Annotated in this window: 19 protein-coding genes; 14 read left to right on the plus strand and 5 right to left on the minus strand. The window is 60.5% G+C overall.

What is annotated here, in order from left to right; genetic code table 11:
- Positions 1 to 119: 119 nt before the first annotated feature.
- Positions 120 to 1,442, plus strand: coding sequence for a sigma 54-interacting transcriptional regulator (locus tag RGM3321_RS21695; protein ID WP_244394776.1), 1,323 nt, complete (start codon positions 120 to 122; stop codon positions 1,440 to 1,442).
- A 199-nt stretch (positions 1,443 to 1,641) separates the two neighbouring features.
- Here the strand turns inward: RGM3321_RS21695 and RGM3321_RS21700 are convergent, their stop codons facing one another.
- Positions 1,642 to 2,211, minus strand: coding sequence for a xanthine phosphoribosyltransferase (locus RGM3321_RS21700; RefSeq protein WP_244394777.1), 570 nt, complete (start codon positions 2,209 to 2,211; stop codon positions 1,642 to 1,644).
- A 53-nt stretch (positions 2,212 to 2,264) separates the two neighbouring features.
- Entirely contained in the window at positions 2,265 to 4,274 is a 2,010-nt protein-coding gene (gene rep / locus RGM3321_RS21705) for a DNA helicase Rep (RefSeq protein WP_004660029.1), read from the minus strand.
- Between the two features lie 205 nt (positions 4,275 to 4,479).
- Between rep and RGM3321_RS21710 the strand changes: the two genes are divergently transcribed.
- Positions 4,480 to 6,144, plus strand: a complete 1,665-nt coding sequence (locus RGM3321_RS21710) for a bifunctional diguanylate cyclase/phosphodiesterase (RefSeq protein ID WP_244394778.1) — start codon at positions 4,480 to 4,482, stop codon at positions 6,142 to 6,144.
- A gap of 12 nt (positions 6,145 to 6,156) precedes the next feature.
- On the opposite strand, the gene RGM3321_RS21715 is transcribed toward RGM3321_RS21710, so the two are convergent.
- Positions 6,157 to 7,536 carry a NorM family multidrug efflux MATE transporter gene (locus RGM3321_RS21715; protein WP_244394779.1) on the minus strand — a complete coding sequence of 460 codons (1,380 nt, stop codon included), beginning with the start codon at positions 7,534 to 7,536 and terminating at the stop codon, positions 6,157 to 6,159.
- Between the two features lie 155 nt (positions 7,537 to 7,691).
- Here RGM3321_RS21715 and RGM3321_RS21720 point away from each other — a divergent pair, with 155 nt between their 5' ends.
- The 5 genes from RGM3321_RS21720 to RGM3321_RS21740 all read left to right on the plus strand — a co-directional run bounded on the left by RGM3321_RS21720 (position 7,692) and on the right by RGM3321_RS21740 (position 15,565).
- The gene (locus tag RGM3321_RS21720; RefSeq protein ID WP_244394780.1) at positions 7,692 to 8,612 is read left to right on the plus strand and encodes a LysR substrate-binding domain-containing protein; all 921 of its coding nucleotides are present in this window, start codon (positions 7,692 to 7,694) and stop codon (positions 8,610 to 8,612) included.
- Between the two features lie 184 nt (positions 8,613 to 8,796).
- A complete protein-coding gene (locus tag RGM3321_RS21725; protein WP_244394781.1) occupies positions 8,797 to 10,773 on the plus strand; it encodes a methyl-accepting chemotaxis protein in 1,977 nt (658 codons plus the stop codon).
- 416 nt (positions 10,774 to 11,189) lie between these two features.
- On the plus strand, positions 11,190 to 12,842 hold the full coding sequence (locus RGM3321_RS21730) for a Na/Pi cotransporter family protein (protein WP_244394782.1): 1,653 nt from the start codon (positions 11,190 to 11,192) through the stop codon (positions 12,840 to 12,842).
- A gap of 57 nt (positions 12,843 to 12,899) precedes the next feature.
- A complete protein-coding gene (locus RGM3321_RS21735) occupies positions 12,900 to 14,276 on the plus strand; it encodes a pitrilysin family protein (protein ID WP_244394783.1) in 1,377 nt (458 codons plus the stop codon).
- Between the two features lie 95 nt (positions 14,277 to 14,371).
- Positions 14,372 to 15,565 carry a DUF5924 family protein gene (locus RGM3321_RS21740; protein ID WP_244394784.1) on the plus strand — a complete coding sequence of 398 codons (1,194 nt, stop codon included), beginning with the start codon at positions 14,372 to 14,374 and terminating at the stop codon, positions 15,563 to 15,565.
- Positions 15,566 to 15,569: 4 nt separating this feature from the next.
- Here RGM3321_RS21740 and RGM3321_RS21745 read toward each other — a convergent pair whose 3' ends face one another.
- Both RGM3321_RS21745 and argH read right to left on the minus strand, forming a co-directional pair.
- Positions 15,570 to 16,811: a spore maturation protein gene (locus RGM3321_RS21745; RefSeq protein ID WP_244394785.1), complete on the minus strand. Its 1,242-nt coding sequence runs from the start codon at positions 16,809 to 16,811 to the stop codon at positions 15,570 to 15,572.
- Between the two features lie 844 nt (positions 16,812 to 17,655).
- Positions 17,656 to 19,050 carry an argininosuccinate lyase gene (gene argH, locus RGM3321_RS21750; RefSeq protein ID WP_024641407.1) on the minus strand — a complete coding sequence of 465 codons (1,395 nt, stop codon included), beginning with the start codon at positions 19,048 to 19,050 and terminating at the stop codon, positions 17,656 to 17,658.
- 133 nt (positions 19,051 to 19,183) lie between these two features.
- On the opposite strand from argH, the gene RGM3321_RS21755 reads away from it, so the two are divergent.
- From RGM3321_RS21755 to RGM3321_RS21785, 7 genes are all read left to right on the plus strand, one after another.
- Positions 19,184 to 20,266: a sensor histidine kinase gene (locus tag RGM3321_RS21755; protein WP_244394786.1), complete on the plus strand. Its 1,083-nt coding sequence runs from the start codon at positions 19,184 to 19,186 to the stop codon at positions 20,264 to 20,266.
- Complete coding sequence (locus RGM3321_RS21760) at positions 20,263 to 21,009, plus strand: LytTR family DNA-binding domain-containing protein (protein WP_002551374.1); 747 nt, start codon at positions 20,263 to 20,265, stop codon at positions 21,007 to 21,009. The genes RGM3321_RS21755 and RGM3321_RS21760 overlap by 4 nt, the downstream gene beginning before the upstream one ends.
- 226 nt (positions 21,010 to 21,235) lie before the next feature.
- Positions 21,236 to 22,177, plus strand: coding sequence for a hydroxymethylbilane synthase (hemC, locus tag RGM3321_RS21765; protein ID WP_244394787.1), 942 nt, complete (start codon positions 21,236 to 21,238; stop codon positions 22,175 to 22,177).
- Positions 22,174 to 22,947 (plus strand): uroporphyrinogen-III synthase, encoded by a 774-nt coding sequence (locus tag RGM3321_RS21770; protein WP_244394788.1) that lies wholly within the window; start codon positions 22,174 to 22,176, stop codon positions 22,945 to 22,947. The genes hemC and RGM3321_RS21770 overlap by 4 nt, the downstream gene beginning before the upstream one ends.
- A gap of 53 nt (positions 22,948 to 23,000) precedes the next feature.
- Positions 23,001 to 24,122, plus strand: coding sequence for a uroporphyrinogen-III C-methyltransferase (locus RGM3321_RS21775; RefSeq protein WP_244394789.1), 1,122 nt, complete (start codon positions 23,001 to 23,003; stop codon positions 24,120 to 24,122).
- Positions 24,119 to 25,363: a heme biosynthesis protein HemY gene (locus tag RGM3321_RS21780; protein WP_057403654.1), complete on the plus strand. Its 1,245-nt coding sequence runs from the start codon at positions 24,119 to 24,121 to the stop codon at positions 25,361 to 25,363. The genes RGM3321_RS21775 and RGM3321_RS21780 overlap by 4 nt, the downstream gene beginning before the upstream one ends.
- Positions 25,364 to 25,579: 216 nt before the next feature.
- A complete protein-coding gene (locus RGM3321_RS21785) occupies positions 25,580 to 26,107 on the plus strand; it encodes a disulfide bond formation protein B (RefSeq protein ID WP_244394790.1) in 528 nt (175 codons plus the stop codon).
- The last annotated feature ends 26 nt before the right edge of the window (positions 26,108 to 26,133 follow it).

Below are 26,133 nucleotides of genomic sequence, written 5' to 3' on the forward strand. Positions count from 1 at the left end.
AAAACTCGCATGATGGGTTGCCAAGGCACTGACTGCCACATTCTGGCAGTCACTTGGCAGACGGTGGCATAAGCTGGCAGCGAGATGGGTTAAGCTGCGACCAATCTACAGGAGCAAGCATGACCCTCATTGCCACCGATTTTCCCGGCAGTCGCATGCAGTCGCTGGTGTCATACCTCGAACATGACCTGCGACCGACCATCGTTCTGGACACCGACTACAACATCATCGCGGCCAACACCGCCTATCAGCGTCAGTTCGGAGTTGAAGGCACGCCACATGTGGGCGAGAAGTGTTATCGGGTGTCGCATCAGTTCGCGGTGCCGTGCGATCAGGCCGGTGAACATTGCCCGATGCGCAAGGCCCACGAAACGCGGCTTCCGGAGCGGTTGCTGCATATTCACCATACGCCTCGCGGCCCCGAGCATGTGGATGTGGAACTGCGGCCGATTCTCGATGACGAGGGTGAAGTCATCGCCTACGTCGAGCGACTGAGTTCGGTGGCCGTGGCGTCGGTCCAGCCGCAGCAGCACGGGCTGGTCGGTCGTTCAGCGGCATTCAAGGAAGTTCTGGGTGCCTTGCAACGCGCTGCGCCCGCACAGATCCCCGTACTGCTGCAGGGTGAGTCGGGTACCGGCAAGGAATTGTTCGCGCGCGCACTGCACGCCAGCAGCGCCAGATCCGCCGGGCCGCTGGTGGTGGTCGATTGCACCGGGCTTACCGAAACCCTGCTGGAGAGCGAGCTGTTCGGCTATGAAAAGGGCGCATTCACCGGCGCGTTGCAGCGTAAGACCGGTCTGGCCGAAGCCGCTCATGGCGGCACGTTGTTCCTTGATGAAATCGGCGAGGTACCGCTGGCCATGCAGGTCAAGCTGTTGCGGCTGATCGAATCAGGCAGCTTCCGCCCGGTGGGCAGCCTGCGAACGGTGCACTCGGATTTTCGGCTGGTGGTGGCCACCCACAAACCGCTCAAGGAGATGGTCGCCGACGGCAGTTTTCGCCAGGATTTGTTCTACCGCATCAGCGCTTTCCCGATCCGTCTGCCCGCCCTGCGCGAACGCAGTGAAGACCTGCCGCTGCTGATCGACAGCCTGCTGCAACGCATCGCGCCGGGCGCTGCGCCGCGTGTCGACCCCGCGGCCATGAATCTGCTGAGTGTGTACAGCTACCCCGGCAACATCCGCGAGTTGCGCAACATTCTCGAACGCGCCCGCCTGTTTACCGATGACGGCGTTATTCGCGTACAGGATTTACCCGCTGAAGTACGCGGCCAGGGCGAAGATGCGGGTGGCGTGACTTACCGCCAGCAGGACGACGGCCTGGAGAAACTCGCCCATGCACTGCGAGTGTTCAACGGCTCGCGCAGCGAACTGGCCAGAGAACTGGGGCTGAGCGAACGCACCCTGTACCGACGTTTGCGTGCCCTCGGCATTCCGCGTTGAAGCGTGAGGAACGATAACTGCAACTATCGTGCGGCGCTCCGCGTCGCATGCCTTTCTGGACGCTCCGCGTCCTGTTGGCGACGCAGAGCGTCGAGAACTGCATTACCACGCTGGAGCGTGGGAACGATAATCGCAACTATCGTTGCGGCGCTCCGCGTCGCATGCCTTTCCGGACGCTCTGCGTCCGCCCTCGAGGGGCTTACTTGAAGGTTACAACCCCACCGGCCAGTGACTCGACCCGCGCCAGCGATTCAACGCGATAGCCCTGTGCATCCAGTTCGGCACGGCCGCCCTGGAACGACTTCTCGATCACTATCCCCAGCCCGGCCACGGTCGCACCAGCCTGTTTGATGATCGAGATCAGCGCCTGCGAGGCTTTGCCGTTGGCGAGGAAGTCATCGATGATCAGCACGTGATCGTCGCTGCTTAGATGGCGCGGCGAGATCGCCACCGTGCTTTCCACCTGTTTGGTGAACGAGTACACGGACGCCGACAGCAGGTTTTCGGTCAGGGTCAGGGACTGGTGCTTGCGGGCGAAGATCACCGGCACGCCCATGTTCAGACCCGCCATGACGGCTGGCGCAATGCCGGAAGCTTCGATGGTCACAATTTTTGTCACGCCAGCGTCGGCGAACAGACGGGCGAACTCGTCACCGATGTCCTTCATCAAGGCCGGATCGATCTGATGGTTGAGAAACGCATCGACTTTCAGCACCTGGTCGGACAATACGATGCCTTCTTCGCGAATCTTCTTGTGCAGTGCTTCCACTTCAATTCCTAGACTGCGCCATTGCGCAATAAATGATCAATTTCGTTTGTCGACTAGCGTTTCAACATGGCGCGAATATCGGCAAGCGCGGTATTGCCGCGAACCGCTTTGACTTCCGTCGGGGTGTCGTCATTGCCTTCCCAGGCCAGGTCATCCGGGGGCAACTCATCCAGAAAGCGGCTTGGCGCGCAGTCGATGATTTCACCGTACTGCTTGCGCTTGGCGGCGAACGTGAAGGCCAGAGTCTGCCGCGCGCGCGTAATGCCGACATAGGCAAGACGGCGTTCTTCTTCGATGGTGTCGGCTTCGATGCTGGAGCGGTGCGGCAGGATCTCTTCTTCCATGCCCATAATGAACACGTAAGGAAATTCCAGGCCCTTGGAGGCGTGCAAGGTCATCATCTGCACGCCTTCAGCACCGTCTTCCTCTTCCTGCTGACGCTCAAGCATGTCGCGCAGGACCAGCTTGCCGATGGCTTCCTCGATAGTCATGCCGCCTTCTTCGTCCTTTTCCAGCGTGTTTTTCAACGCTTCGATCAGGAACCAGACGTTACTCATCCGGTAATCAGCGGCCTTTTCGCTGGAGCTGTTCTGCCGCAGCCAGTTCTCGTAATCGATATCCATGACCATGCTGCGCAGCGCGGCGATGGGATCGTTCTGTGCGCATTGCTGACGCACGCCGTCCATCCAGCGCTTGAAGCGTTGCAAACGGTCGGTGTAGCGGCTGTCCAGGTGCTCGCCCAGACCGATTTCTTCGGTGGCGGCGTACATCGAAACCTTGCGTTCGGTGGCGTAGTTACCGAGTTTTTCCAGCGTGGTCGAGCCGATTTCACGACGCGGCACGTTGATGACCCGCAGGAAGGCGTTGTCGTCGTCCGGGTTCACCAGCAAACGGAAATACGCCATCAGGTCTTTCACTTCCTGGCGACCGAAGAAGCTGTTGCCGCCCGAAAGTCGATAAGGCACTTGGTGGTGCTGCAATTTGAGTTCGATCAGCTTGGCCTGGTAGTTGCCGCGATACAGGATGGCGAAATCGCTGTACGGGCGGTCGGTGCGCAGGTGCAAGGTGAGGATCTCCATGGCCACCCGCTCGGCTTCGGCATCTTCGTTACGGCAACGGATGACACGGATTTCGTCGCCGTGGCCCATCTCGGACCACAGTTGTTTTTCGAAGGCGTGCGGGTTGTTGGAGATGAGCACGTTGGCGCAGCGCAGGATGCGGCTGGTAGAACGGTAGTTCTGCTCCAGCATGACCACTTTCAACGACGGGTAGTCGTCCTTGAGCAACATCAGGTTTTCCGGTCGCGCACCGCGCCAGGCGTAGATCGACTGGTCGTCGTCGCCCACCACGGTGAACTGGTGGCGCGAGCCGATCAGCAGTTTAACCAGCAGGTACTGACTGGCGTTGGTGTCCTGATATTCGTCCACCAGCAGGTAACGCACCTTGTTCTGCCATTTCTCCAGAATGTCGGCGTGCTCCTGGAACAGCTTGACCGGCAGCAGAATGAGGTCGTCGAAGTCCACTGCGTTATACGCCTTGAGCGTGCGCTGGTAGTGGGTGTAGACGATGGCGGCGGTCTGTTCCTTGGGGTTGCGGGCGTTTTCCAGCGCGTCGGCAGGCAGGATGAGGTCGTTTTTCCACGAACCGATCATGTTCTTGATTTCGTCGACACCGTCGTCGCCCGAATACTCTTTCTGCATGATGTCGGTCATCAGGGCCTTGACGTCGGTCTCGTCGAAGATCGAGAAACCCGGTTTGTAGCCCAGCCGCGTGTGTTCCTTGCGGATGATGTTCAGACCCAGGTTGTGGAAAGTCGAGACCGTCAGGCCGCGGCCTTCGCCGCCTCGGAGCAGCGTACCGACGCGCTCCTTCATCTCGCGCGCGGCCTTGTTGGTAAAGGTCATGGCGACAATGTACTGGGCACGGATGCCGCAGTTCTGGATCAGGTGCGCAATCTTGCGGGTGATCACACTGGTCTTGCCGGAACCGGCACCGGCGAGCACCAAAAGAGGGCCGCCGACGTAGTTCACGGCTTCCTGCTGCCGGGGATTGAGTCGGGACATGGCGGTATGAAGAGTCGTCTGTAAAAAAGGTCGGGCATTTTAACAGGCCCACGGGTTTGTGCAGCGGTCATCGTAGCCAGACAGTGATCGCTATCTAATTCTTCTGTTTTTGTTACATTTGCGCCGCGACGCAACGATACGTGTATTTGTCACGCTCCAGCGGGAGTGCGGCCACCGGTTTTTCCTTTGCACTTAGGAAGTTAGATTGCCTACACCTGTCGAACCCTTGCGATTGCTGTTATTGGCGCACGAGCCTTTCTGGCACGCGCTGCTGCGCGATTGCCTCACTGCGCCGGGCAGCAGCGTAATACTTCTGCATGGCGAGAACTGGGACGCCTTCAGCGCCGGGTACGCTAACGAGCGCAACACCGTGCTGCTGACAACGCCCGGCCTGCAGCCCAGAACCGGAACCTGCCTGCTGCCTACCGTGGTGCTGCTCGAAAAGGAACCGCTGGTCGGACCGAGTGGCGTCAGTGACTGGCTGGTGCGCGATGCATTGACCGGCGATGCGCTGCGGCGCTGCCTGCGCTATGTCCACGAGCGCAGTCGCCTGGAAGACAGCCTGCGGCGTCTGGTCGGTCAGGATCCGTTGACCGGCATCGCCAATCGGCAGGGTTTTCAGGCGCTGTTGACGGCGCGTCTGGCCGAGGGTGGCAGCCTGGCGCTGGGGCATCTGGACCTGGACAATTTCCGCCGAGCCAACGATGCGCTGGGGCATCAGGCCGGTGACCGACTGATTCTGCAAGTCGTGGCACGCCTGAAAAACCAGCTCGCTGCGGGCGATCAGCTTGCACGCCTGGGCGGCGACGAATTCGCCCTGCTGATTGACACCCGCACGACACCTGCACGCGCCATGCAACTGGCCGAGCGAATTACCGACGTGCTGTCCGAACCCTATTGGGTCGATGGCGAAAGCCTGCTGCTGGGTTGCAGCCTGGGCATTGCCCATTCACAAGCCCGGCCCGAAACAGACCCGCTGATGTGGCATGCCCACATCGCCATGCGCCAGGCAAAGAGCATGCAGGGCTGCACCTTTCATCTGTTCGACGAGCGCATCAACCGCAACGCCCGAAGCCTTGCCGATCTGGAAGGCGAGCTGCGACGAGCCCTGCGCCGCGATGAACTGGAGCTGCATTATCAGCCGCGGCTGTGCCTGAAGACCGGGCGCATTGTCGGCCTGGAAGCGTTGGTGCGCTGGCGCCACCAGGAGCGCGGGCTGCTGCCGCCCAGTGAATTCGTGCCACTGGCCGAGCAAAGCGGCTTGATCGTACCGCTCGGCTATTGGGTCATCTTCCGCGCACTGCGTGACATGCAGGTCCTGCGCGAGCAAGGATTTGCGCAATTGCACATGGCGATCAACCTGTCGTTCCGGCAATTTCAGGACAGCCAGTTGTTGCCGACACTGAGCCGCCTCATCGAGGAACTCGACGTCGACGCGCACTGGCTGGAGTTCGAACTGACCGAAACTGCCGTCATGCGGCGCAGCGATCAGGTCCTGCAGACCATGGATGCAATGCGGCGGCTGGGTGTGCGCTTTTCGCTGGATGATTTCGGTACGGGCTACTCGTCGTTCATGCACCTCAACAGCCTGCCCATTGCGCTGCTCAAGATCGACATGGGCTTTGTTGGGCAGATGGAATTACGCGAAGAGAACCGCAAGCTGGTCAACGCCATGATCAAGCTGGCCCACAACCTGAGCCTGGAAGTGGTCGCCGAGGGCGTCGAAACCACCGGGCAACTGGAATTGCTGCGCGGTTTCGGCTGCGACCAGGTGCAGGGTTATCTGATCAGCAGGCCGCTGCCGATAGCGGATCTGGTGGCTTACCTGCGCTCGGAAGCCGCCAATGCGGAGGTCTCAAACTCCGGATGACGGCGGGCCGGATCAGGCCGGCACCGCCAACCCGGCTGCCTCCCGGCGCAACAGACGAGCCGTCTTCCACTCAAACGCATAGGTCAGCGTCACTGCCGAGCAGAACAGCCCCAGCGCCAGCCCCCACCAGACGCCTGAAGCGCCGGCATCGGTAGAAAAGCCGAGCAACCATGCGGCAGGCGCGGCAATCAGCCAGTAACAGCCCAGACCGATCAGGAACGTGGTGCGCGCATCCTTGAGCCCGCGAATCGCCCCCATCGCAATCGTCTGAGTACCGTCGAAGAATTCGAACAAGGCTGCAATGGCCAGCAGTTTTGCGGCCAGCACGACAATCTCGGCAAAGGCCGGGTCATTGATATCCAGAAACAGACCGATGACCCGATTCGGCGCCAGCCAGAACAGCAACCCGAACATCAGCATCACGCAGCCGCCAAAACCGATGCCCAGCCGGCCAGCCATGCGCACCATCAACAGGTTGCCCGCGCCATAATGCTGGCCGATACGCATGGTCACCGCATAGGACATCCCCACAGGAACCATGAACGCCATGGACACTGTCTGCAAGGCGATCTGGTGCGCGGCCATTTGCGTACTGCCCATCGCGCCCATGCAGAACGCTGCGAAGGTGAACAGGCCGACTTCCACCGCATACGTGCCGCCAATCGGCAGGCCGAGGCGCCACAGTTCTGTCAGGTGGCTGCGCGACAGCTTCGACAGCCCCTTGCTGATCGGGTACGCCGAATAGGCCGGATGGCGCTTGATATGCAGTGCCAGCGCCAAGGCCATGCAGTTGGTCACAATCGCGGTCACCAGCCCAATGCCCATCAGCCCCAGATTCGGCAGCCCGAACCATTGATGAATCATCGCGTAATTGAGCGCGAAGTTTGCGGCCGCACCGGCCAGACTGATGGTCATGACCGGCCCCGCACGCCCGAGGGCGCTGGTGAAGCCGCGCAATGCCATGAAGCTGAGCAAGCCAGGCAGGGCAAAGGGCAGGGTGATCAGAAACTGGGCAGCCATATGCACGTTGGCTTCGGCCTGACCGAACTGCAACAGGATGGGCTCGAGGTTCCACAGCAGCAGCGCGGCAACCAGCGCCATGCCCCACGCCAGCCACAGACCGGCCTGGGTCAGGCGCGTCGCACCTTCGGTATCACCAGCGCCATGGCGAATCGCGACCAGCGTGCCCACCGCAGCCATCACGCCCACACAAAAGAACGAAACGAAGCTGTACGTGGCCGCACCCAGGCCACCGCCTGCCAGCGCCTCCGGTCCGATCTTGCCCATCATCACCGTGTCGGTGAACACCATCAGCATGTGCGCCATCTGCGATGCAATCAGCGGCCCGGCAAGGCGCAGGATGATCCAGAGTTCTTTAAGTGCGGGCTGCATGTGGGCGGTGCTCTACGGCGGAGTTCGGATGAGGGCCTATTCTGGGCGGTTGGACGCGCAAGCACAAAACGATAAACCTGATGCGCTGCATGAGTAAAACTCATCTGAAGCGATTTGCAGTAAAGTAGCCACTCACCGCCAGCAGGAAGCGCCATATGCCTCGCAGTCTCCCCCCTCTTTATGCACTAAGGGCGTTTGAAGCTGCGGCGCGGCATACCTCGTTCACGCGAGCGGCCGAGGAGCTTTCGATCACGCAAAGTGCAGTAAGCCGTCACATCCGCACGCTGGAAGAGCACTTTGCCTGTCGTTTGTTTCAGCGCAACGGGCGCAACTTGCAACTGACCGAATCGGCGCGAGCGTTGCTGCCCGGCGTGCGCGATGGTTTTCTGGCCCTGGAGCGAGCGTGCAGCACCTTGCAGACTGACGAAGGCATTCTGCGCATGAAAGCGCCGTCGACGCTGACCATGCGCTGGTTGCTGGCGCGCCTCAGTCGCTTCCGTCATCTGCAAGTAGGCAACGAGGTGCAGCTGACCAGCGCCTGGATGGATATCGATGCCGTGGACTTTACTCTGGAGCCTTTCGACTGCGCGATTTTGCTCAGCCACGGGCATTTCCCCTCGGACTGGGAAGCCACTTTGCTGTTCCCGGAGCTGTTGATTCCCGTGGGCGCACCTACGTTGTTGAAGGACCCGCCATGGGACGTGAAGCGGCTGGCCAAGGCCGAGTTGCTGCATCCCACCCCTGACCGGCGTGACTGGCGCACCTGGCTGAACCGCATGGGGCTGGCCGATCAGGTGTCGCTCAAAGGCGGGCAGGTGTTCGATACGCTTGAGCTGGGAATGATCGCGGCGGCACGCGGTTACGGCGTGTCGATGGGCGACTTGCTTATGGTCGCCGAGGACGTGGCGCAAGCTCGCCTGAGCCTGCCATGGCGTACGGCGGTATTCAGCGGAGAAAATTATTATCTGGTCTGGCCGCGCACAAGGCCCGGCGCAGAGCGGTTGCGACGCCTGAGCGATTTTCTAAAGGCGGAGGTCAGCGCTATGGAGTTGCCGTTAGTTGAAGTACTGCATTAAAAATTAGTTTAGTATTGAACTGCCATCACTGATTAATGTCTCGACCGTTACTCAAGTAACAACTCTGGTGGCCGAAGCACTGCTTAACGACTGTCTGTTCAGGCGGCGTAAAACACTCACTAATTTGTTCGCTGAATGGTAAGCCACGGATCAGGCAACTCCAATCATTCGGCATGGAGTCTCTATGTCCAAGCCCCGTACCCGAATTGCCTCGCAACTCGGTATTGCTCTGGCCGTGATCCTGGCTGTAGTTATCAGCGGCAGCACCTTGTTCGCGTTAAGGTCTCTGGACGCGTCCAACCTGGTCATTCGCGAAGAGCACATGTCGAGCGAAGCCAGATTGCTCGCCGACCAGTTGAGCACGTTCCACAGCACACTGCGCGACAGCACTCAGCGCCTCAGTGGTCTGTTCGAAAAGCGCTTTGCAGGGGGCCTGAGCCTGCAACCCGATAAACCGGTCACAGTGGCGGGCACTTCCACGCCAGGCCTGTTCCTGCGTGATACCGTACTGAACAACAACTTTACCGAGGTTGATGATTTCCGCTCGATGACCGCGGGCGTGGCGACGATTTTCGTGCGCAGCGGCGACGACTTTGTTCGTATCAGCACTTCTCTGAGCAAACAGGATGGCACGCGCGCCATCGGCACCGTGCTGGATCGCAAGGGCGCAGCCTACGAGCGTTTGATCGCCGGTCAGAGCTATGTGGGCAAAGCGGTGTTGTTTGATCGCTATTACATGACTCAGTACAGCCCGGTTCGCGACAGCAGCGGCAAGATCATTGCGGCGCTGTTTGTGGGCTTCGATTACACCGACGCACAGAAAACCCAGTTCGATAACCTCAAGAGCTTCCGTATCGGTTCTACCGGCTCGCTGGCGCTGCTGGACGAGAAAGGCACCTGGCTGGTTCCGCCGGCGGGCGTCAAATCTCTGGACGGTGCAGCGAAGTCCGTTGCCGACCTGGCCAGCAAGCCGGGCAAGGCGCAGTTCTGGGATGACGGCGATGACGACTACTACAGCGTTGGCCAGCCGTTCGCCGGTGGCCCCTGGACGGTCATTGCCAGCATGCCGCGTGACGAAATCAGTGAAGTGACCTGGAACGTCGGCACCCAGCTGGCCATCGGCAGTGTGCTGGCCATGCTGATCGCAGTGATCAGCGCGATCTGGCTGCTGCGCAGCAAACTGCGTCCATTGTCCGAACTGGTACGCCAGGCCGATGCATTGGGTGCGGGCGACCTGAGCGTCCGCCTCAATGTGACCAGCAACGACGAGATCGGGCAGCTGTCGGGCAGCTTCAACAAGATGAGCGAAGCGCTGTCATCAATGGTGTCGCATATCCGCACCGCGGCGCAGGAAGTCAGCACTCGCGCCCACGCATTGTCCGGCCTGTCCGGTGGCGCGTTCGAGGGCATGGAGCAACAGTCCGGCGAGATCACCAGCATGGCCGGTGCGGTCGAAGAGTTCAGCGCCACGTCGATGAACATCGCCGACAACATGGGCAATACCGAACGACTGGCACAGGAAAATGCCCAGCAGACGCGCATTGGTCGTACCTCGATGGACGAGGCGTCTTCATCGCTGCAACAGATCGCAACCTCGCTGAACAGCACGGCAACGGTTATCGACACACTGGGCCAGCGCTCGCAGGAGATCGGCAGCATTGTCGGGGTAATTACTTCGATTGCCGACCAGACCAACCTGCTGGCGCTCAACGCCGCCATCGAGGCCGCACGTGCCGGAGAACAAGGCCGTGGGTTTGCCGTGGTGGCTGATGAAGTGCGCAGCCTGGCCTCGCGTACCCGTGAAGCGACGGACGAGATCTCCGGCATGATTGCCAGCATCCAGCAGGAAACCGGTAACGCCATCAGCACCATGCAACAGGGCAATACGCTGATGCAGGAAGGCCTGTCGCTCAACGCCAAAGTGGCCTCGGCACTGGCCCAGATCGACGAACAAAGCCGCTCGGCCGGTCACCAGTTCGCCGCCATCACCACCGCCACCCAGGAACAAAGCAGCACCGCCACCATGCTCAGCAGCAACCTGCAAAGCATCGCCATGGCCAACAGCGAACAGCGCCAGGTGATGTCCAACCTGGCGGTGACCGCTCAGGAGTTGAATGGGTTGGCGACTGAACTGCGTAACGAGGTTGACCGGTTCCGTTGATGGCTGCTGGAAGCCGCACGACTATCGCACCCATGCTCCGCGTGGGTATGCCGTTCTGGACGCTCTGCGTCCTCTCGTGAATAAGCGGTGTGGGGTAAATCCATGACGCAGAGCGCCACGAAAGGCATTCCCACGCTGGAGCGTGCGGAACGATAATCCCAACTGTCGTGCCGACGTTTTCAGCCATCGTGCGATGCTCCGCGTTGCATGCCGTTCTGGACGCTCCGCGTTCGGTCTTGCGTTTTCGGTGCGGATTTATGACACTTTTATTTCAATGAATCCCACCCTGTGCGATGCTGGCGCCAAGGCCAATAGCCGACTAAAAGCTTAGTAGAGCGTTACACCCTTTCCCCGCTCGCTACATGCGCATCTTTCAATTCATCGCCTGAACGGGCAAACCTCAGGGGGCTTTCAGCATGCTGACCCTGCTCGATTTGCTATCTGCCGTCGCCCTGCTGATCTGGGGCACGCATATCGTGCGCACTGGCATCCTTCGTGTTTACGGTGCACAACTTCGTCGTTTACTCAGCCAGAACATGTCCAGGCGACCACTGGCGTTCATCGCCGGCATTCTGGTGACAGCCATGGTGCAGAGCAGCAACGCCACTGCCATGCTGGTGACCTCATTTGTCGGCCAGGGGCTGATGGCGCTGACACCGGCGCTGGTAATCATGCTCGGCGCCGATGTCGGCACGGCATTGATGTCCCGCGTGCTGACGTTCGATCTGTCGTGGCTGTCGCCGTTGCTGATTTTCCTTGGTGTAGTGTTCTTTCTGTCGCGCAAGCAGACCCGTGCGGGTCAGTTGGGGCGGGTTGGCATCGGTCTGGGCCTGATCGTGCTGGCGCTGCAATTGATCGTCGCAGCGGCTGCACCGATCACCCAAGCGGCCGGCGTCAAGGTACTGTTTGCCTCGTTGACCGGCGACCTCTTGCTGGATGCGCTGGTCGGTGCCATGTTTGCGCTGATCTCCTATTCCAGCCTGGCGGCGGTTCTGCTGACGGCCACACTGGCGGGCACGGAAGTCATTGGCTTGCCTGTGGCGATCGGCCTGGTGATCGGTGCGAATATCGGCAGTGGTCTGCTGGCGTTTCTCAGCACCAGCATGCAGAACGTCGCTGGCCGGCAAGTCGCGTTGGGCAGCCTGCTGTACAAACTGTTCGGCCTGTTGCTGATCATTCCGGTGCTCGACCCGCTGGTTGCCTGGATCGACACGCTGGGCTTTCGTCCGCAGGAGTTGGTGATCGGCTTTCACCTGATCTACAACACGTTGCGCTGCCTGATCATGCTGCCTACCGTTGGCCCGATGGCGCGGTTGTGCGCGGCCTTGCTGCCTCAACAGAACGAGGTCGGTGGCCTGGCCAAACCTCGCCATCTGGACCTGACCGCATTGTCGACGCCCAGCCTGGCACTGGCCAACGCGGTGCGCGAAACCCTGCGCATGGGCGATTTGATCGAGAGCATGCTGGGCTCGATGCTCGCGGTGCTGCGCGGCACGCAGACGGCGGTCACTCAGGAAGTGCGAAGTCTCAACGATGACGTGGAAGTGCTCTACAGCGCGATCAAGCTTTACCTTGCGCAGATGCCGCGTGAAGACCTTGGCGAGCACGATAACCGTCGCTGGGCCGAGATCATCGAGCTGACCATCAATCTGGAACTGGCCAGTGGCCTGATCGAACGCATGCTGCGCAAGATCCAGCAGCAGAAGACCTCGCACCGCCGCTCATTCTCGGAAGTCGGCCTGGAAGAGCTCGCCGATCTGCATATCCAGTTGCAGTCGAACCTGCGTCTGGGGCTCTCGGTTTTCCTCAGCGGTGACGAGGAAAGCGCGCGTCAGTTACTGCGTGAAAAACGCCGTTTCCGGGCCCAGGAACGCCGCCTGGCGCATGCTCACGTCAGCCGCCTGCGGCAGAAGGTTGTGCAGAGTATCGAGACCAGTTCTCTGCACCTGGAACTGATTGCCGACATGAAACGCCTGAACTCGCTGTTTTGCAGCAGCGCTTATGTGGTACTGGAAACGGCCGACACCGGGGCCTTGTCGAGCGAGAGCGGGCCCGAACGATCACTATGAACGTAAGGGCCGAGGTGAAGTCTGTTAAACATACCGGCCCGCCAGGAAAGCTGTTTTATGCGTTGCCTGCTGTTCGCTTGTCTGCTCCTCGGTTCACTCCCTTCGTTTGCCCTTGACCGCCTTCAGGTCGAGGGCTATCTGCTGCCCAATGGTTTGCAAGTCCTTCTCAAGCCCGGTTCCGAAAAAGGTCACGTCGCCATCCGGCTGGTAGTAGGTATCGGTTTCGATGACTTCCCCTGTCAGGACAAGGAGCTGCCGCATCTGCTGGAACATCTTCTGTTCAGCGGGGTTGATGACAGCGGTGAAGGCGGTCTGGAAGAGCGCATGCAGGCACTGGGTGGCGAGTGGAACGCATTCACCAGTAATGCCGATACCACCTTCGTGATTGAAGCGCCCGCACGAAACCAGCGCAAGGTGCTCGACCTGCTGCTGGAGATCATGACCAGAACCGAGCTCAGCCAGGCACGACTGGACGGCGTCAAACGCGTTGTAGAGCGCGAGGACGGTGGACACTTTTCACACTTGCAGCGCCTGCTTGACCGGCGTGACTCAGGGCGCAGCGCCAGCAGCCAACTGGCGGTGGAGCTGGGCCTCAAATGCGCCGAACGACCTGAAGTGGATGACATCAAGCTTGGCCATATCGAAGATGTATTCGCCAACTGGTACGCGCCCAATAACATGACGCTGATCGTGGTTGGCGATCTGGACAAGCTGCTGCCGGCCTATCTGGAGCGCACTTACGGCAAACTGGCACCCACCGACCCGATAGATCACCCACCGCTGGCGCAAAGCACGGGTTCAGCCGAGCAGCGACGCGAGCTTGAGCGCGGCGGGCTGGGCGAGAGTGCCAAGCTGCACCTGATCTACCCCGAGCCACAGCTCGACGACCAGCACGACGAAACCTGGGAACTGGTCAAAGCCTATCTTGACTGGACGCTCTACACCGAGCTGCGTCTGAAACACAGTTTGTCGTACGGCCCTTCTGCCGAGCGGGAAGTGTTCGGCGATGTCGGTTTTTTGAGCCTGAACGCCGATGTCGAGCGGGACGATGCCGATGAAGCCGAGCGGGACATCCGCAGTATGGTCGAGCGCCTGCAAAAAGAAGGCATGCAGCCCGCTACATTTGCGCGGTTGCAACAGCTCGCCATCGACCGGCAATCGTGGGCCACACAGGGCAATAGTGCGCTGGCCGACTATTATTGGAGCGCGCTCAATGATTACGAAAACGGGCGCTTCGATGACCCAGCCAAACGCATCAAGACGGTGAAGCTGGAGACAGCCAGTCAGGCCATGCGCCAGCTGCTCGCCCAGCCGGGCTACATGCGAATTGAAAAACCTCTGTTCAGTTATGACGGCCTGTACTGGCTGATTGGCGGAGTGCTGGGCCTGATAGCCTTGTTGGCCGTGTGGCGCTGGCGTGTACGCAACAAATAGAATCCTGACGCCGAACTGCATTGGTGGTGTTGGCTGCGCGCTGCGCTTGTTACGCTGCGCGGTTTTTGTATGAACAGAACCGAGTGAACCCCCGAATGTTTGACGTGAACCGCTATGTGACGCCTGTGCTCAACTTGATGCAGCGCTATCCGGGGCTCATTGCGGCGTTTGGTTTTGTTTCAGGTATCGCCAGTTTCATCCTGGTCGACCGCCAGGCAGGGCTGGCAACCTGGATCGCCGTGGTGTTGCTGATCAGTTGGCTGTGGCTGATGATCGAAAACACGATGGTCGGCCTGCTCAACAAGGCCTTGGGCCGCGAAATTCCGCAGGGCTTGCTGCGTTACGGCACGCAGATGATCCATCAGGAAAGCCTGTTTTTCGTGTTGCCGTTCTTTTTCATCACTACCACCTGGAACAGCGGCCAGGCCATCTTCACGGCGGCGCTGGGCGCAGCTGGACTGATCTCGATCATTGATCCGCTGTATTACAAATGGCTGGCACCGAGACGCTGGCTGTTCATGACGCTGCACACCCTGACCCTGTTCGCCGCGCTGCTGACGGCACTGCCGATCATCCTGCACCTGACCACCGCCGAGAGCTACAAACTGGCGCTGGGCGTGGCAATGCTGCTGTCGGCCCCGAGCCTGATGTCGAGTTTCTCACTGAATACCTGGCGCAGTGCGCTGGCCGTGATCGCGATGATCCTGGCCATTGGCGCAGCGGGCTGGCTGCTGCGCTCCTGGGTGCCGCCTGCGACGCTCTGGTTGACCGAAGTGGCGGTCAGCCCGGACTTCGATAACAAGAACCGCACACCGGGCGACAGTATTTCGCTGATCAGCGCCAAACAGCTGCGCAACGGCGGCCTGTATGCGTATACCGCAATCAATGCGCCGCGCGGTCTGGATGAGCGTATCTATCATGTGTGGTGGCATGAAGGCGAAGAGATGGACCGGATTGCGCTGGACATTCACGGTGGACGCAAGGAAGGCTATCGCGCCTGGACACGCAAGCAGAACTTCCCGCAGGACGTGGCAGGGCGCTGGCAGGTGAGGGTGCTGACCGAGGACGGCCAGATGATCGGCGTGCTGCGCTTTGTGGTGACCGACAACGATCAACCGGCTGTGAAGCGACCTACCGGCCGGTTAATCAAGCTCAAACCGGGCGGCGACTCGGCTGAAGAAGCCACACCTGAGTCTGCGCCCGCCGATCAGCCGAAGCAGGAACAGCAGGAGGCAGCGCCTGCCGAGCCGGCACCTGCAAAATCTGCACCGCAGGCTCCGGCGCAGTGAGCCGTCAGGAAGCGGTCGCGCCGAAGAACCAGTAGCAGACGAAGGTCGCAGCCACCACACCGGCAAACTCGGCCAGCAGTGCGCAACCCACCGCGTGGCGAGCGCGCTGAATGCCCACGGCGCCGAAGTACACCGCGAGCACGTAGAACGTGGTTTCGGTGCTGCCCTGAATCGTTGCGGCGGCCAATGCTGCGAAGCTGTCGACGCCCTGGGTCTGCATGGTTTCGATCAACAGTGCCCGCGCGGCGCTGCCGGAGAAGGGTTTGACCATCGCGGTCGGCAACGCATCGACGAAGCGTGTATCCAGCCCCAGCCACTGCACCACATGCCGAATGCCTTCCAGGCCAAAGTCCAGCGCGCCGGATGCGCGCAGCACACCCACTGCACAAAGCATGGCGACCAGATAAGGCAACAGGCTCTTGGCGACGTCGAAGCCTTCCTTCGCACCTTCGACAAAGGCCTCATAGACCAGCACTTTGCGCAACGAGCCGATGATCAGAAACATCATGATCAGGCCAAACAGCGTGAGGTTGCCCAGAATGGACGACAGGCCCGCCAGCGCAGCCGCCGACAGTGTGCCGAGAAAAGCCATGAAAGCACCCAGTAGCAGGGCGCCGGGGATCAGGTAAGCGAGCACCACCGGGTCCCACAGACGCAGACGCTGCATGAACGCGACCGACAGCAGGCCGACGATGGTCGAGACGCTGGTGGCCAGCAGAATTGGCAGAAATACCAGGGTAGGATCGGGAGCACCCTGCTGGGCGCGGTACATGAAGATAGTCACCGGCAGCAGCGTCAGCGAGGAGGCATTGAGCACCAGAAACAGGATCTGCGCATTACTGGCGGCGGTCTTGCTCGGGTTGAGCTCCTGCAGTGAACGCATGGCCTTCAGGCCGATAGGCGTGGCGGCGTTGTCGAGCCCCAGCGCATTGGCAGCGAAGTTGAGGGTAATCAGCCCCAGTGCCGGGTGGCCGGGCGGCACTTCCGGCATCAGACGCAGAAACAGCGGGCCGAGAACCTTGGCCAGCCAATCGACGATGCCCGCCTTCTCGGCGATGCGCAAAAAGCCCAGCCACAGCGTCAGTGTGCCAAACAGCAGTACCATGACCTCGACCGACAGCTTGGCCATGGCGAATATACTTTCGACCATCGCCGCAAAAATGCCGGCGTTGCCGCCCACCAGCCACTGCACCAGCGCGGAAATCGTCGCCACGACAAAAAAACCAAGCCACAGGCCATTGAGCATCGGATAAGTCCCCACACAAGAAGCGGGGATGATAACGGCGGGGTGCGCTGGAGGGAAATCGGCAGGTGCTGAAAGAGTTGTAGGAACGATAGGTGCCCGGAGGAACACTATCGTGCCAATGCTCCGCGTTGGTATGCAGTTCGTGACGCTCCGCGTCACACACGGGCCGCGGCGCACCTTCAGAATCGGACGCAGAGCGTCCAGAAAGGCATTCCCACGCGGAGCATGGGAACGATGAAAACCTTGAGAACACTATCGTGCCAATGCTCCGCGTTGGCATGCAGTTCGTGACGCTCCGCGTCACACACGGGCCGCGGCGCACCTTCAGGATCGGACGCAGAGCGTCCAGGAAGGCATTCCCACGCGTAGCATGGGAACGATGAAAACCTTGAGAACACTATCGTGCCAATGCTCTGCGTTGGCATGCAGGTCGTGACGCTATGCGTCAAACATCCTGGCCGCGGCGCACATTCAGGGTAGGACGCGGAGCGTCCAGAACGGCATTCCCACGCGGAGCATGGGAACGATGAAACCTTGAGATGAATATCGTGCCAATGCTCCGCGTTGGCATGCAGGTCGTGACGCTCTGCGTCACATATCCGTTGCGCTACGCACGCTCAGGATCGGACGCGGAGCATCCAGAACGGCACTCCCACGCGGAGCATGGGAACGATGAAACCTTGAGATCACTATCGTGCCAATGCTCCGCGTTGGCATGCAGTTCGTGACGCTCCGCGTCACACACGGGCCGCGGCGCACCTTCAGGATCGGACGCAGAGCGTCCAGGAAGGCATTCCCACGCGGAGCATGGGAACGATGATCAGGCGGGGTGAGTGCGGGGTACTCAGCGCCCGGCCAGCAGTTCCTGACCGCGGACCACGGCGGCGCGGACCTGTTCGGGTGCGGTGCCGCCGATGTGGTTACGGGCGTTGACCGAGCCTTCCAGGGTCAGCACGGCGAAGACGTCCTGTTCGATCTGGTTGCTGAACTGACGCAGCTCTTCCAGGCTCATCTCTGCCAGGTCCTTGCCGGTTTCCACACCGTATTTCACCGCGTGACCGACGATCTCATGGCAGTCACGGAACGGCAGACCACGGCGGACCAGATAGTCGGCCAGATCGGTGGCGGTCGAGAAGCCGCGCAGCGCTGCTTCACGCATCATCGCGTGCTTGGGCTTGATCGCAGGGATCATGTCGGCGAACGCACGCAACGAATCACGCAGCGTATCGGCGGCGTCGAACAGCGGTTCCTTGTCTTCCTGATTGTCCTTGTTGTAGGCCAGAGGCTGGCCTTTCATCAGGGTCAGCAGGCCCATCAGGGCACCGAAAACACGGCCGCTCTTGCCGCGAACCAGTTCAGGAACATCGGGGTTCTTCTTTTGCGGCATGATCGAGCTGCCGGTGCAGAAGCGATCTGGCAGATCAATGAACTGGAACTGCGCACTGGTCCAGAGCACCAGCTCTTCCGAAAAGCGCGACAGGTGCATCATTGCGATGGATGCAGCCGAGCAGAATTCGATGGCGAAGTCGCGATCCGATACGCCGTCCAGCGAGTTGCCGCCCACCACCTCAAAGCCCAGCAGTGTGCAGGTCAGTTCGCGGTCGATCGGGTAGGTGGTGCCTGCCAGCGCAGCGCTGCCCAGAGGCATGCGGTTGAGACGCTTGCGGCAGTCGACCAGACGCTCGTAGTCGCGGCTGAGCATTTCGAACCAGGCCAGCATATGGTGACCGAATGTAACGGGCTGGGCGGTCTGCAAATGGGTGAAACCGGGCATGATGGTTTCAGCTTCACGCTCGGCCTGGCCCAGCAGGCCTTGCTGCAGACGTGTGATTTCGCTGAGGATCAGGTCGATTTCGTCGCGCAGCCACAGACGGATATCGGTGGCGACCTGATCGTTGCGGCTGCGACCGGTGTGCAGCTTCTTGCCGGTGATACCGATGCGATCGGTCAGGCGTGCTTCAATGTTCATGTGCACGTCTTCCAGATCGACGCGCCAGTCGAACTGGCCAGCCTCGATCTCGGCCTGGATGGTGTTCAGGCCGTCAACGATGGTGTCACGCTCGGCGTCGGTCAGAACGCCCACCTTGGCCAGCATCGTGGCGTGGGCGATGGAGCCCATGATGTCGTGGCGATACAGACGTTGATCGAAGGTGACGGAGGCAGTGAAACGCGCGACAAACGCGTCGACGGGTTCACTGAAGCGGCCGCCCCAGGACTGATTGGTCTTGTCGGTGCTCATGGATTCGCTCGTTGCTAACAGAAAGTGGCGTGCCCGTTACCTGGCACAAGGGCGATTGCGATGATAACAGGGTTGATGCATTTTTATCCCCGGGCAGCTTGCCGCTGACGAGGCCAGGGCAGAGACTGGAGGCATGCGAATCGAACCTGTGAAACACGATGCCCGGCCTGCGCCCGGCAAAGACTTTTTCCTCCCTGAACTGTGCCTGCCGCAGGCATTGCTGGTGCTTGTCGTTCTGGCGGAGCTGCTGGTGCTGGTTTTGGTGCTGGTTGAACCGATGCGTAACGGCTTCGACTGGGTACGTCTGGCGCTGATGTCGCTGTTCGTGCAATGGATCGTGCTGCTGTCGGCAGCGCTCCTGTGCGGGTTGCGCCCCTGGCTGGCGCGATTGACGCCGGGGCTGGCGGGCATGCTCAGTTGCCTGCTGGTGGTCGGCCTGACGCTGCTGTGCACAGCCGTCACCGACGTCTGTCAGCTTACCGGGCGAATTTCGGTCAGCGGCATGGTCGAGCGTTATCTACGCTACTCGACGATTGCCCTGATCATGTCCGCCCTGATGCTGCGTTACTTCTATCTGCAGAGTCAGTGGCGCAAGCAGCAACAGGGCGAGCTGCGCGCCAGGATCGAATCGCTGCAGGCGCGCATCCGCCCGCACTTCCTCTTCAATACACTCAACAGTATCGCCAGTCTGGTGGCCAGCAACCCAGTCAAGGCCGAGCAGGCGGTGCTCGATCTTTCGGACCTTTTTCGTGCCAGTCTGGCCAAGCCGGGCAGCCTCGTGACATGGGGTGAGGAGCTGGCATTGGCAAAACGATATTTATCGATTGAGCAATATCGTCTTGGCGAGCGTCTACAGTTGGACTGGAGGGTGAGTGCAATTCCCGATGACTTGCCAATCCCCCAGCTAACCTTGCAGCCATTACTTGAAAACGCTTTGATTTATGGCATTGCTCCGCGGGTCGAAGGGGGCGTTGTAACGGTCGAAGCGAACTATGAAGGGGGAGAGTTCATATTGAGCGTCAGCAATCCCTATGAAGAAGTTGCCAATCGGCAGACTTCCAACGGTACTCAGCAGGCTCTGACGAATATAGGCGCACGAATTGCGGCACTTTTTGGCCCGCATGCCAGTCTGAGCGTGGAGCGCCGTGACGGTCGTCACTACACCTGTCTACGCTATCCTTGTGCGAGACTCACGCAGGAAGCCAGAGCTATATGAATGTCCTGATCGTTGATGACGAACCCCTGGCCCGCGAGCGATTGAGCCGCATGGTCAATGAAATCGAGGGTTATCGAGTACTGGAACCCAGCGCGTCCAATGGCGAAGAAGCCTTGGCGCTGATCGAAACCCACAAACCGGACGTAGTGCTGCTCGATATCCGCATGCCGGGTCTCGATGGCCTGCAGGTTGCAGCGCGCCTGTGCGAGCGGGAAGCGCCACCTGCAGTGGTGTTTTGCACTGCCCACGATGAATTCGCCCTGGAAGCTTTTCAGGTCAGTGCAGTCGGCTATCTGGTCAAGCCTGTGCGTTCCGAGCACCTCGTCGAAGCATTGAGGAAAGCCGAGCGGCCAAACCGCGTGCAACTGGCGGCGCTGACCCGTCCGGCAGCCGAAAGCGGATCGGGGCCACGCAGCCACATCAGCGCGCGTACCCGCAAAGGCATCGAGCTGATTCCCCTGGATCAGGTGATCTACTTTATCGCCGATCACAAATACGTGACCTTGCGTCACGAGGGCGGCGAAGTGCTGCTGGACGAACCGCTGAAAGCACTGGAAGACGAGTTCGGTGATCGTTTCGTGCGCATTCACCGCAATGCGCTGGTGGCCCGCGAGCGCATAGAACGGTTGCAGCGCACGCCGCTGGGGCATTTCCAGCTGTTTCTCAGAGGGCTTAATGGCGATGCGTTGATCGTCAGTCGCCGCCATGTAGCCGGTGTACGCAAGATGATGCAGCAGCTCTAGAGCTCCCCGCTCTGGAGCCTGGGCATCAAAACCGAGTCACGGAACTGGTCGGGTTTTCAGATCTGTGTGTTCTCCGGTTTGTCTGCGGGCCACCTTTCTGCACCCCTCAGCCACTGGCCGGTTCGGTGATCGAAGTCAGTGGGCTGATGCAAGTTTTCAGTCTGCGCTGAAGCCGCCCTGACTGAGCTGTTATTATCCGTCGCATTCATTCAGTACGGATTGTTCAATGTCCTCTCGCGAAATCCGCATCGCCACGCGCAAAAGTGCGCTGGCACTCTGGCAGGCAGAATACGTAAAGGCCCGTCTTGAACAGGCTCATCCCGGCCTGCTCGTGACACTGGTGCCCATGGTCAGCCGTGGCGACAAACTGCTCGACTCCCCGCTGTCGAAAATCGGTGGCAAAGGGCTGTTCGTCAAGGAGCTGGAAACCGCGCTCCTGGAAAACAACGCCGACATCGCCGTGCATTCGATGAAAGACGTGCCGATGGATTTTCCACAAGGCCTGGGCCTGTTCTGCATCTGCGAGCGCGAAGACCCGCGCGATGCGTTCGTGTCCAACACCTTTGCCAGCCTGGACGAACTGCCAGCCGGCAGCATCGTTGGCACCTCCAGCCTGCGCCGTCAGGCGCAATTACTGGCGCGTCGTCCCGATCTGCAGATCCGCTTCCTGCGTGGCAACGTCAATACGCGCCTGGCCAAGCTCGATGCCGGTGAGTACGACGCCATCATTCTTGCCGCTGCGGGCCTGATCCGCCTGGGCTTTGAAAATCGTATCACCTCGGCAATCAGCGTTGACGACAGCCTGCCAGCGGGTGGCCAGGGCGCGGTGGGTATCGAATGCCGCAGCGTTGATGCCGAAATTCATGCCTTGCTCGCTCCGCTGCACCACGAAGATACCGCCGTGCGCGTGATTGCCGAACGCTCGCTGAACAAGCACCTCAACGGCGGCTGCCAGGTGCCTATCGCCTGTTACGCCGTGCTGGAAGGCGATGACGTCTGGTTGCGCGGCCTGGTGGGTGATCCGTCCGGCAGCGTGTTGCTGCATGCAGATGCCCGGGCGCCCCAGACATCCGCCCAGGCACTGGGTGTGCAGGTGGCCGAAGCGCTGCTGGAGCAGGGCGCCGCCGAGATTCTGAAAGCGGTGTATGGCGAGGCCAATAACGAATGAATGGCTGGCGCCTGCTGCTGACCCGCCCGGCCGAAGAGTCGGCAGCGCTGGCCAGGGTTCTGGCCGAGGCCGGTATCTTCAGCAGCAGCCTGCCTTTGCTCGAGACAGAGCCATTGCCCTTGACGCCTGCACAGCGTTCGATCATTTTCGAGCTGCTCAATTATTGTGCAGTGATCGTGGTCAGCAAACCTGCGGCGCGGCTGGCCATCGAGCTGATCGACGAAATATGGCCGCAGCCACCCATGCAACCCTGGTTCAGTGTGGGTTCAGCAACCGGGCAGATACTGATCGACTACGGGCTCGATGCGAGCTGGCCGGAGCAGGGCGATGACAGCGAAGCCTTGCTTGCGCTGCCGCGCCTGAAACAGGCGATTGCCGTACCGGGAAGCCGTGTGCTGATCATGCGCGGTGACGAAGGACGCGAACTGTTGGCCGAGCAATTGCGCGAGTTGGGGGTGGGAGTTGATTACCTGCCGTTGTATCGTCGCTACCTGCCGCAGCATGCCCCCGACGCCGTGCCGCAACGTGTTGCGGTGGAACGCTTGAACGGGCTGGTGGTCAGCAGTGGGCAGGGTTTTGAACATTTGCTTCAGCTGGCGGGTGATTCATGGCCGGACCTGGCCGATTTGCCACTGTTCGTACCAAGCCCCCGGGTTGCCAGCATTGCGCAGGCAGCTGGAGCCCGGACCGTTATTGATTGTCGTGGCGCCAGCGCCACGGCATTGCTGGCAGCGTTGCGGGATCAACCTCAGCCTGCCGTCAAGGCGTAATGATCGACACTTGTCGTTTACGCTATTACGCCAAAATGCAAAGGATGGGATACGTGAGCGAAACAGCCTTGCCTAAAGACGAAGAATCGGTGTTGAAAACGCCTGCACCCAAGCCTGACTCAGTACGTGCCGAGCGCACCGGCAGCCGCAGCAGTGGCCTGGTATTCCTGGCCTTGCTGCTCGGTATCGCTGGTGTCGCGGTCGCAGGCTGGGGGGTCTGGCAACTGCGCATGCTGCAAGCCGGCCACCAGCAGCAGCGCGGCCAGGTTGAAGATATCGCCGAGCAGACGCTGGTACTGGCTCAGAATGATCAGCAACTAAGCGCACGCCTCGCGCAATTCCCGCCTGCCGATCAGTTGGCAGACAGCAGACGTCTGGTCGCGCAATTGCAGGGCGATCAGCAGCGCCTCAGCCAGCGACTCGAAACCGTGCTGGGTGCGAGCCGCAAGGACTGGCGCCTGGCCGAGGCAGAGCATTTGCTGCGTCTGGCCAGCCTGCGTCTTTCAGCGCTGCAGGACATAAACAGTGCTCAGGCGCTGGTTCAGGGGGCCGACGAAATTCTGCGTGAGCAGGACGATCCCGGCTCCTTTGCGGCCCGCGAGCAACTGGCCAAGAGCCTTGCCGCCTTGCGCAGCGTCGAACAGCCAGACCGCACCGGACTGTTCCTGCAACTGGCCGCCCTGCGTGAGCAGGCTGTGCAGTTGAACAAGCTGGCACCTGAATACGAAGACAAGGGCGAGTCTCTTCTGGGACTGACCGCCGACAAGACTGAACAAAGCCGGTGGACGCAATGGTGGGACGAAATTTCCCATTACTTCCGTATCGATTTCAACGCCGACAAGGATATCCGCCCGGTATTGGCGGGCCAAAGTCTTTCCCAAGTGCGTCTGGCCCTGAGCCTGGCGCTGGAGCAGGCGCAGTGGGCGGCGCTCAACGGCGAGCCGCAGGTCTACACCAAGGCCATTACCGAAGCGCAGAGCGTTCTGAAGGCCAACTTCGATCAGGACGACCCACAGAGCAAAGTGCTCGGCCAAGGGCTTGAGACTCTGGCCATACAGCCCGTATCGGTCAAGACCCCTGATCTGGCGCAGAGCCTTAGCTCGGTGCAGGCCTACCTTGAACGCCGTCATGCCGCGGGCCAGCCAGCCGAGGCGCAACAGGGGACCAGCCGATGAAGCGCTTTTATGTGCTGTTATTCATCGCTATTGCCGCTGCGGCGCTGATTGGTGTCGCCATCGCCGAGCATTCCGGCTACGTGCTGATCGCCTATCAGAACTTCCGCTATGAATCGAGCCTGTGGGCGACGCTGGCGCTGCTCGTCGCAGTTCTGCTGGTAATCGCCCTTCTGAGGCTGGTCATCACGCTGCTGACGACGTCAGGCCGCGTGGTCAACCCATGGTCGCGTCGTAACCGCCGTCGCCGTGTGCAACTGGCTATCGAGCATGGCCAGATGGACCTTGCCGAGGGACGCTGGGCCAGCGCACAACGTCATCTGCAACGGGCGGCCGAAGCCGATGCCCATCCATTGCTTTACTACATTGGCGCCGCCCGCGCGGCCAATGAGCAGGGCCGTTACGAAGACTGCGATGCCTTGCTGGAGCGTGCGCTGGAGCGTCAACCGCAAGCCGAGCTGGCAATTGCCCTGAATCACGCTCAACTGCAACAGGATCGTGGCGACACCGAAGGTGCGCTCACCACGCTGCTGGCAATGAAAGAGCGTCATCCACATAACCCTCAGGTGCTTCGCCAGTTGCAGCGTCTGTATCAACAACGTGGCGACTGGTCCGATGTTGTCCGCCTGATGCCGGAACTGCGCAAAGACAAGGTCCTGCCAGCCAAGGAGCTTGCCGAGCTAGAGCGCCGCGCCTGGGGCGAGAACCTGACCCTGGCGGCCTACCGCGATGGCATTGAAGGCTCACCCACCGGGCTGCCTTCGCTGGAAAGTGCCTGGCAAGGACTCGGCTCCGCACAACGTCAGGAGCCGCAACTGGTGCTGGCGTATGCCGATCAACTGCGTCGTCTTGGTGCCGAAGCTCAGGCTGAAGAAGTGCTGCGTAGCGCCCTCAAGCGCGAATACAACAGCCATCTGGCGCGTCTGTATGGCCTGGTGCGCGGTAGCGATCCGCTGAAGCAACTGCAAACGGCAGAAGGCTGGCTCAAGCATCATCCTGCCGATCCAAGCCTGTTGCTGAGCCTGGGGCGTATCTGCCTGCAAGGCCGGTTGTGGGGCAAGGCGCGGGATTATCTGGAGAGCAGCCTGCGTCTGGAACGCAATCCCGAGACCTGCGCAGAGCTGGCTCGTCTGCTGGCCCAGCTGGGTGAGACAGATCGCAGCAATACGCTTTTTCAGGAAGGCCTCGGCCTGCTCGACGAGCGCTTTCTGTCGCGCCCTGTGCCTACGCTGACCAAGGCATAAAGCTGCCGGAGAGCCCCGTGCGAGGGCTCTCCATGCTATCTCGACGACCTGCAGAAATCAGTGCGTGAGAATCTTCCTACGCCGATATGTAAAAGAACCACGCGGCAGTGTGTTTGTTGTCCTAGGTAAACAGCGACGTATCCGCACGCCGCCACCTTGAATGCGCCGCACCCTTTCCTCTACCGTAATCGCCTCGTCCTTTGTTACGGATTTGCCATGTATCTGGCTCGCACACGCTTCCTGTTTTTCCTGGCATCGCTGGCCTGTGCATCAATCATTGGCGCCGCCTTTTATCTGCAGCAAACCTTCGGCCTCGACCCTTGCGTCCTCTGCCTGGTACAACGCGTTGTAATCATCATCTGCGGTGTGCTGGCATTGTGCACGGCCTGCCACGCTCCCGGCCCGGCAGGCATGCGGCGCTACAGCCTGGGCTTTCTAATGATCGCCCTGACAGGGTTTGTGACGGCAGGTGCTCAGGTATGGCTGCAAACCGCCTCGGCAGATCAATTGATACCTTTCATTACCAGACTGGAGCATGTGTTAAGCCTGCTCTCACTGGACATGTGCATTGACCGGCTGCGAAGCGATGCAATGTTTTGCGCGGAAATCACCTGGACCCTGTTCGGTATAAGCCTGCCGGAGTGGAGTCTGCTGGCATTTACCGGCCTTGCGCTGTTACCGCTGTATCCTCTTTTCAGCGAGTTCAGCCACTGGCTGGCGACCAGAGATCGGGGCGAGTATTAAACACTTGTATGAACTTTATCTCCTGC

The organism is Pseudomonas sp. RGM 3321, from assembly GCF_022836805.1.
GTDB lineage: Bacteria > Pseudomonadota > Gammaproteobacteria > Pseudomonadales > Pseudomonadaceae > Aquipseudomonas.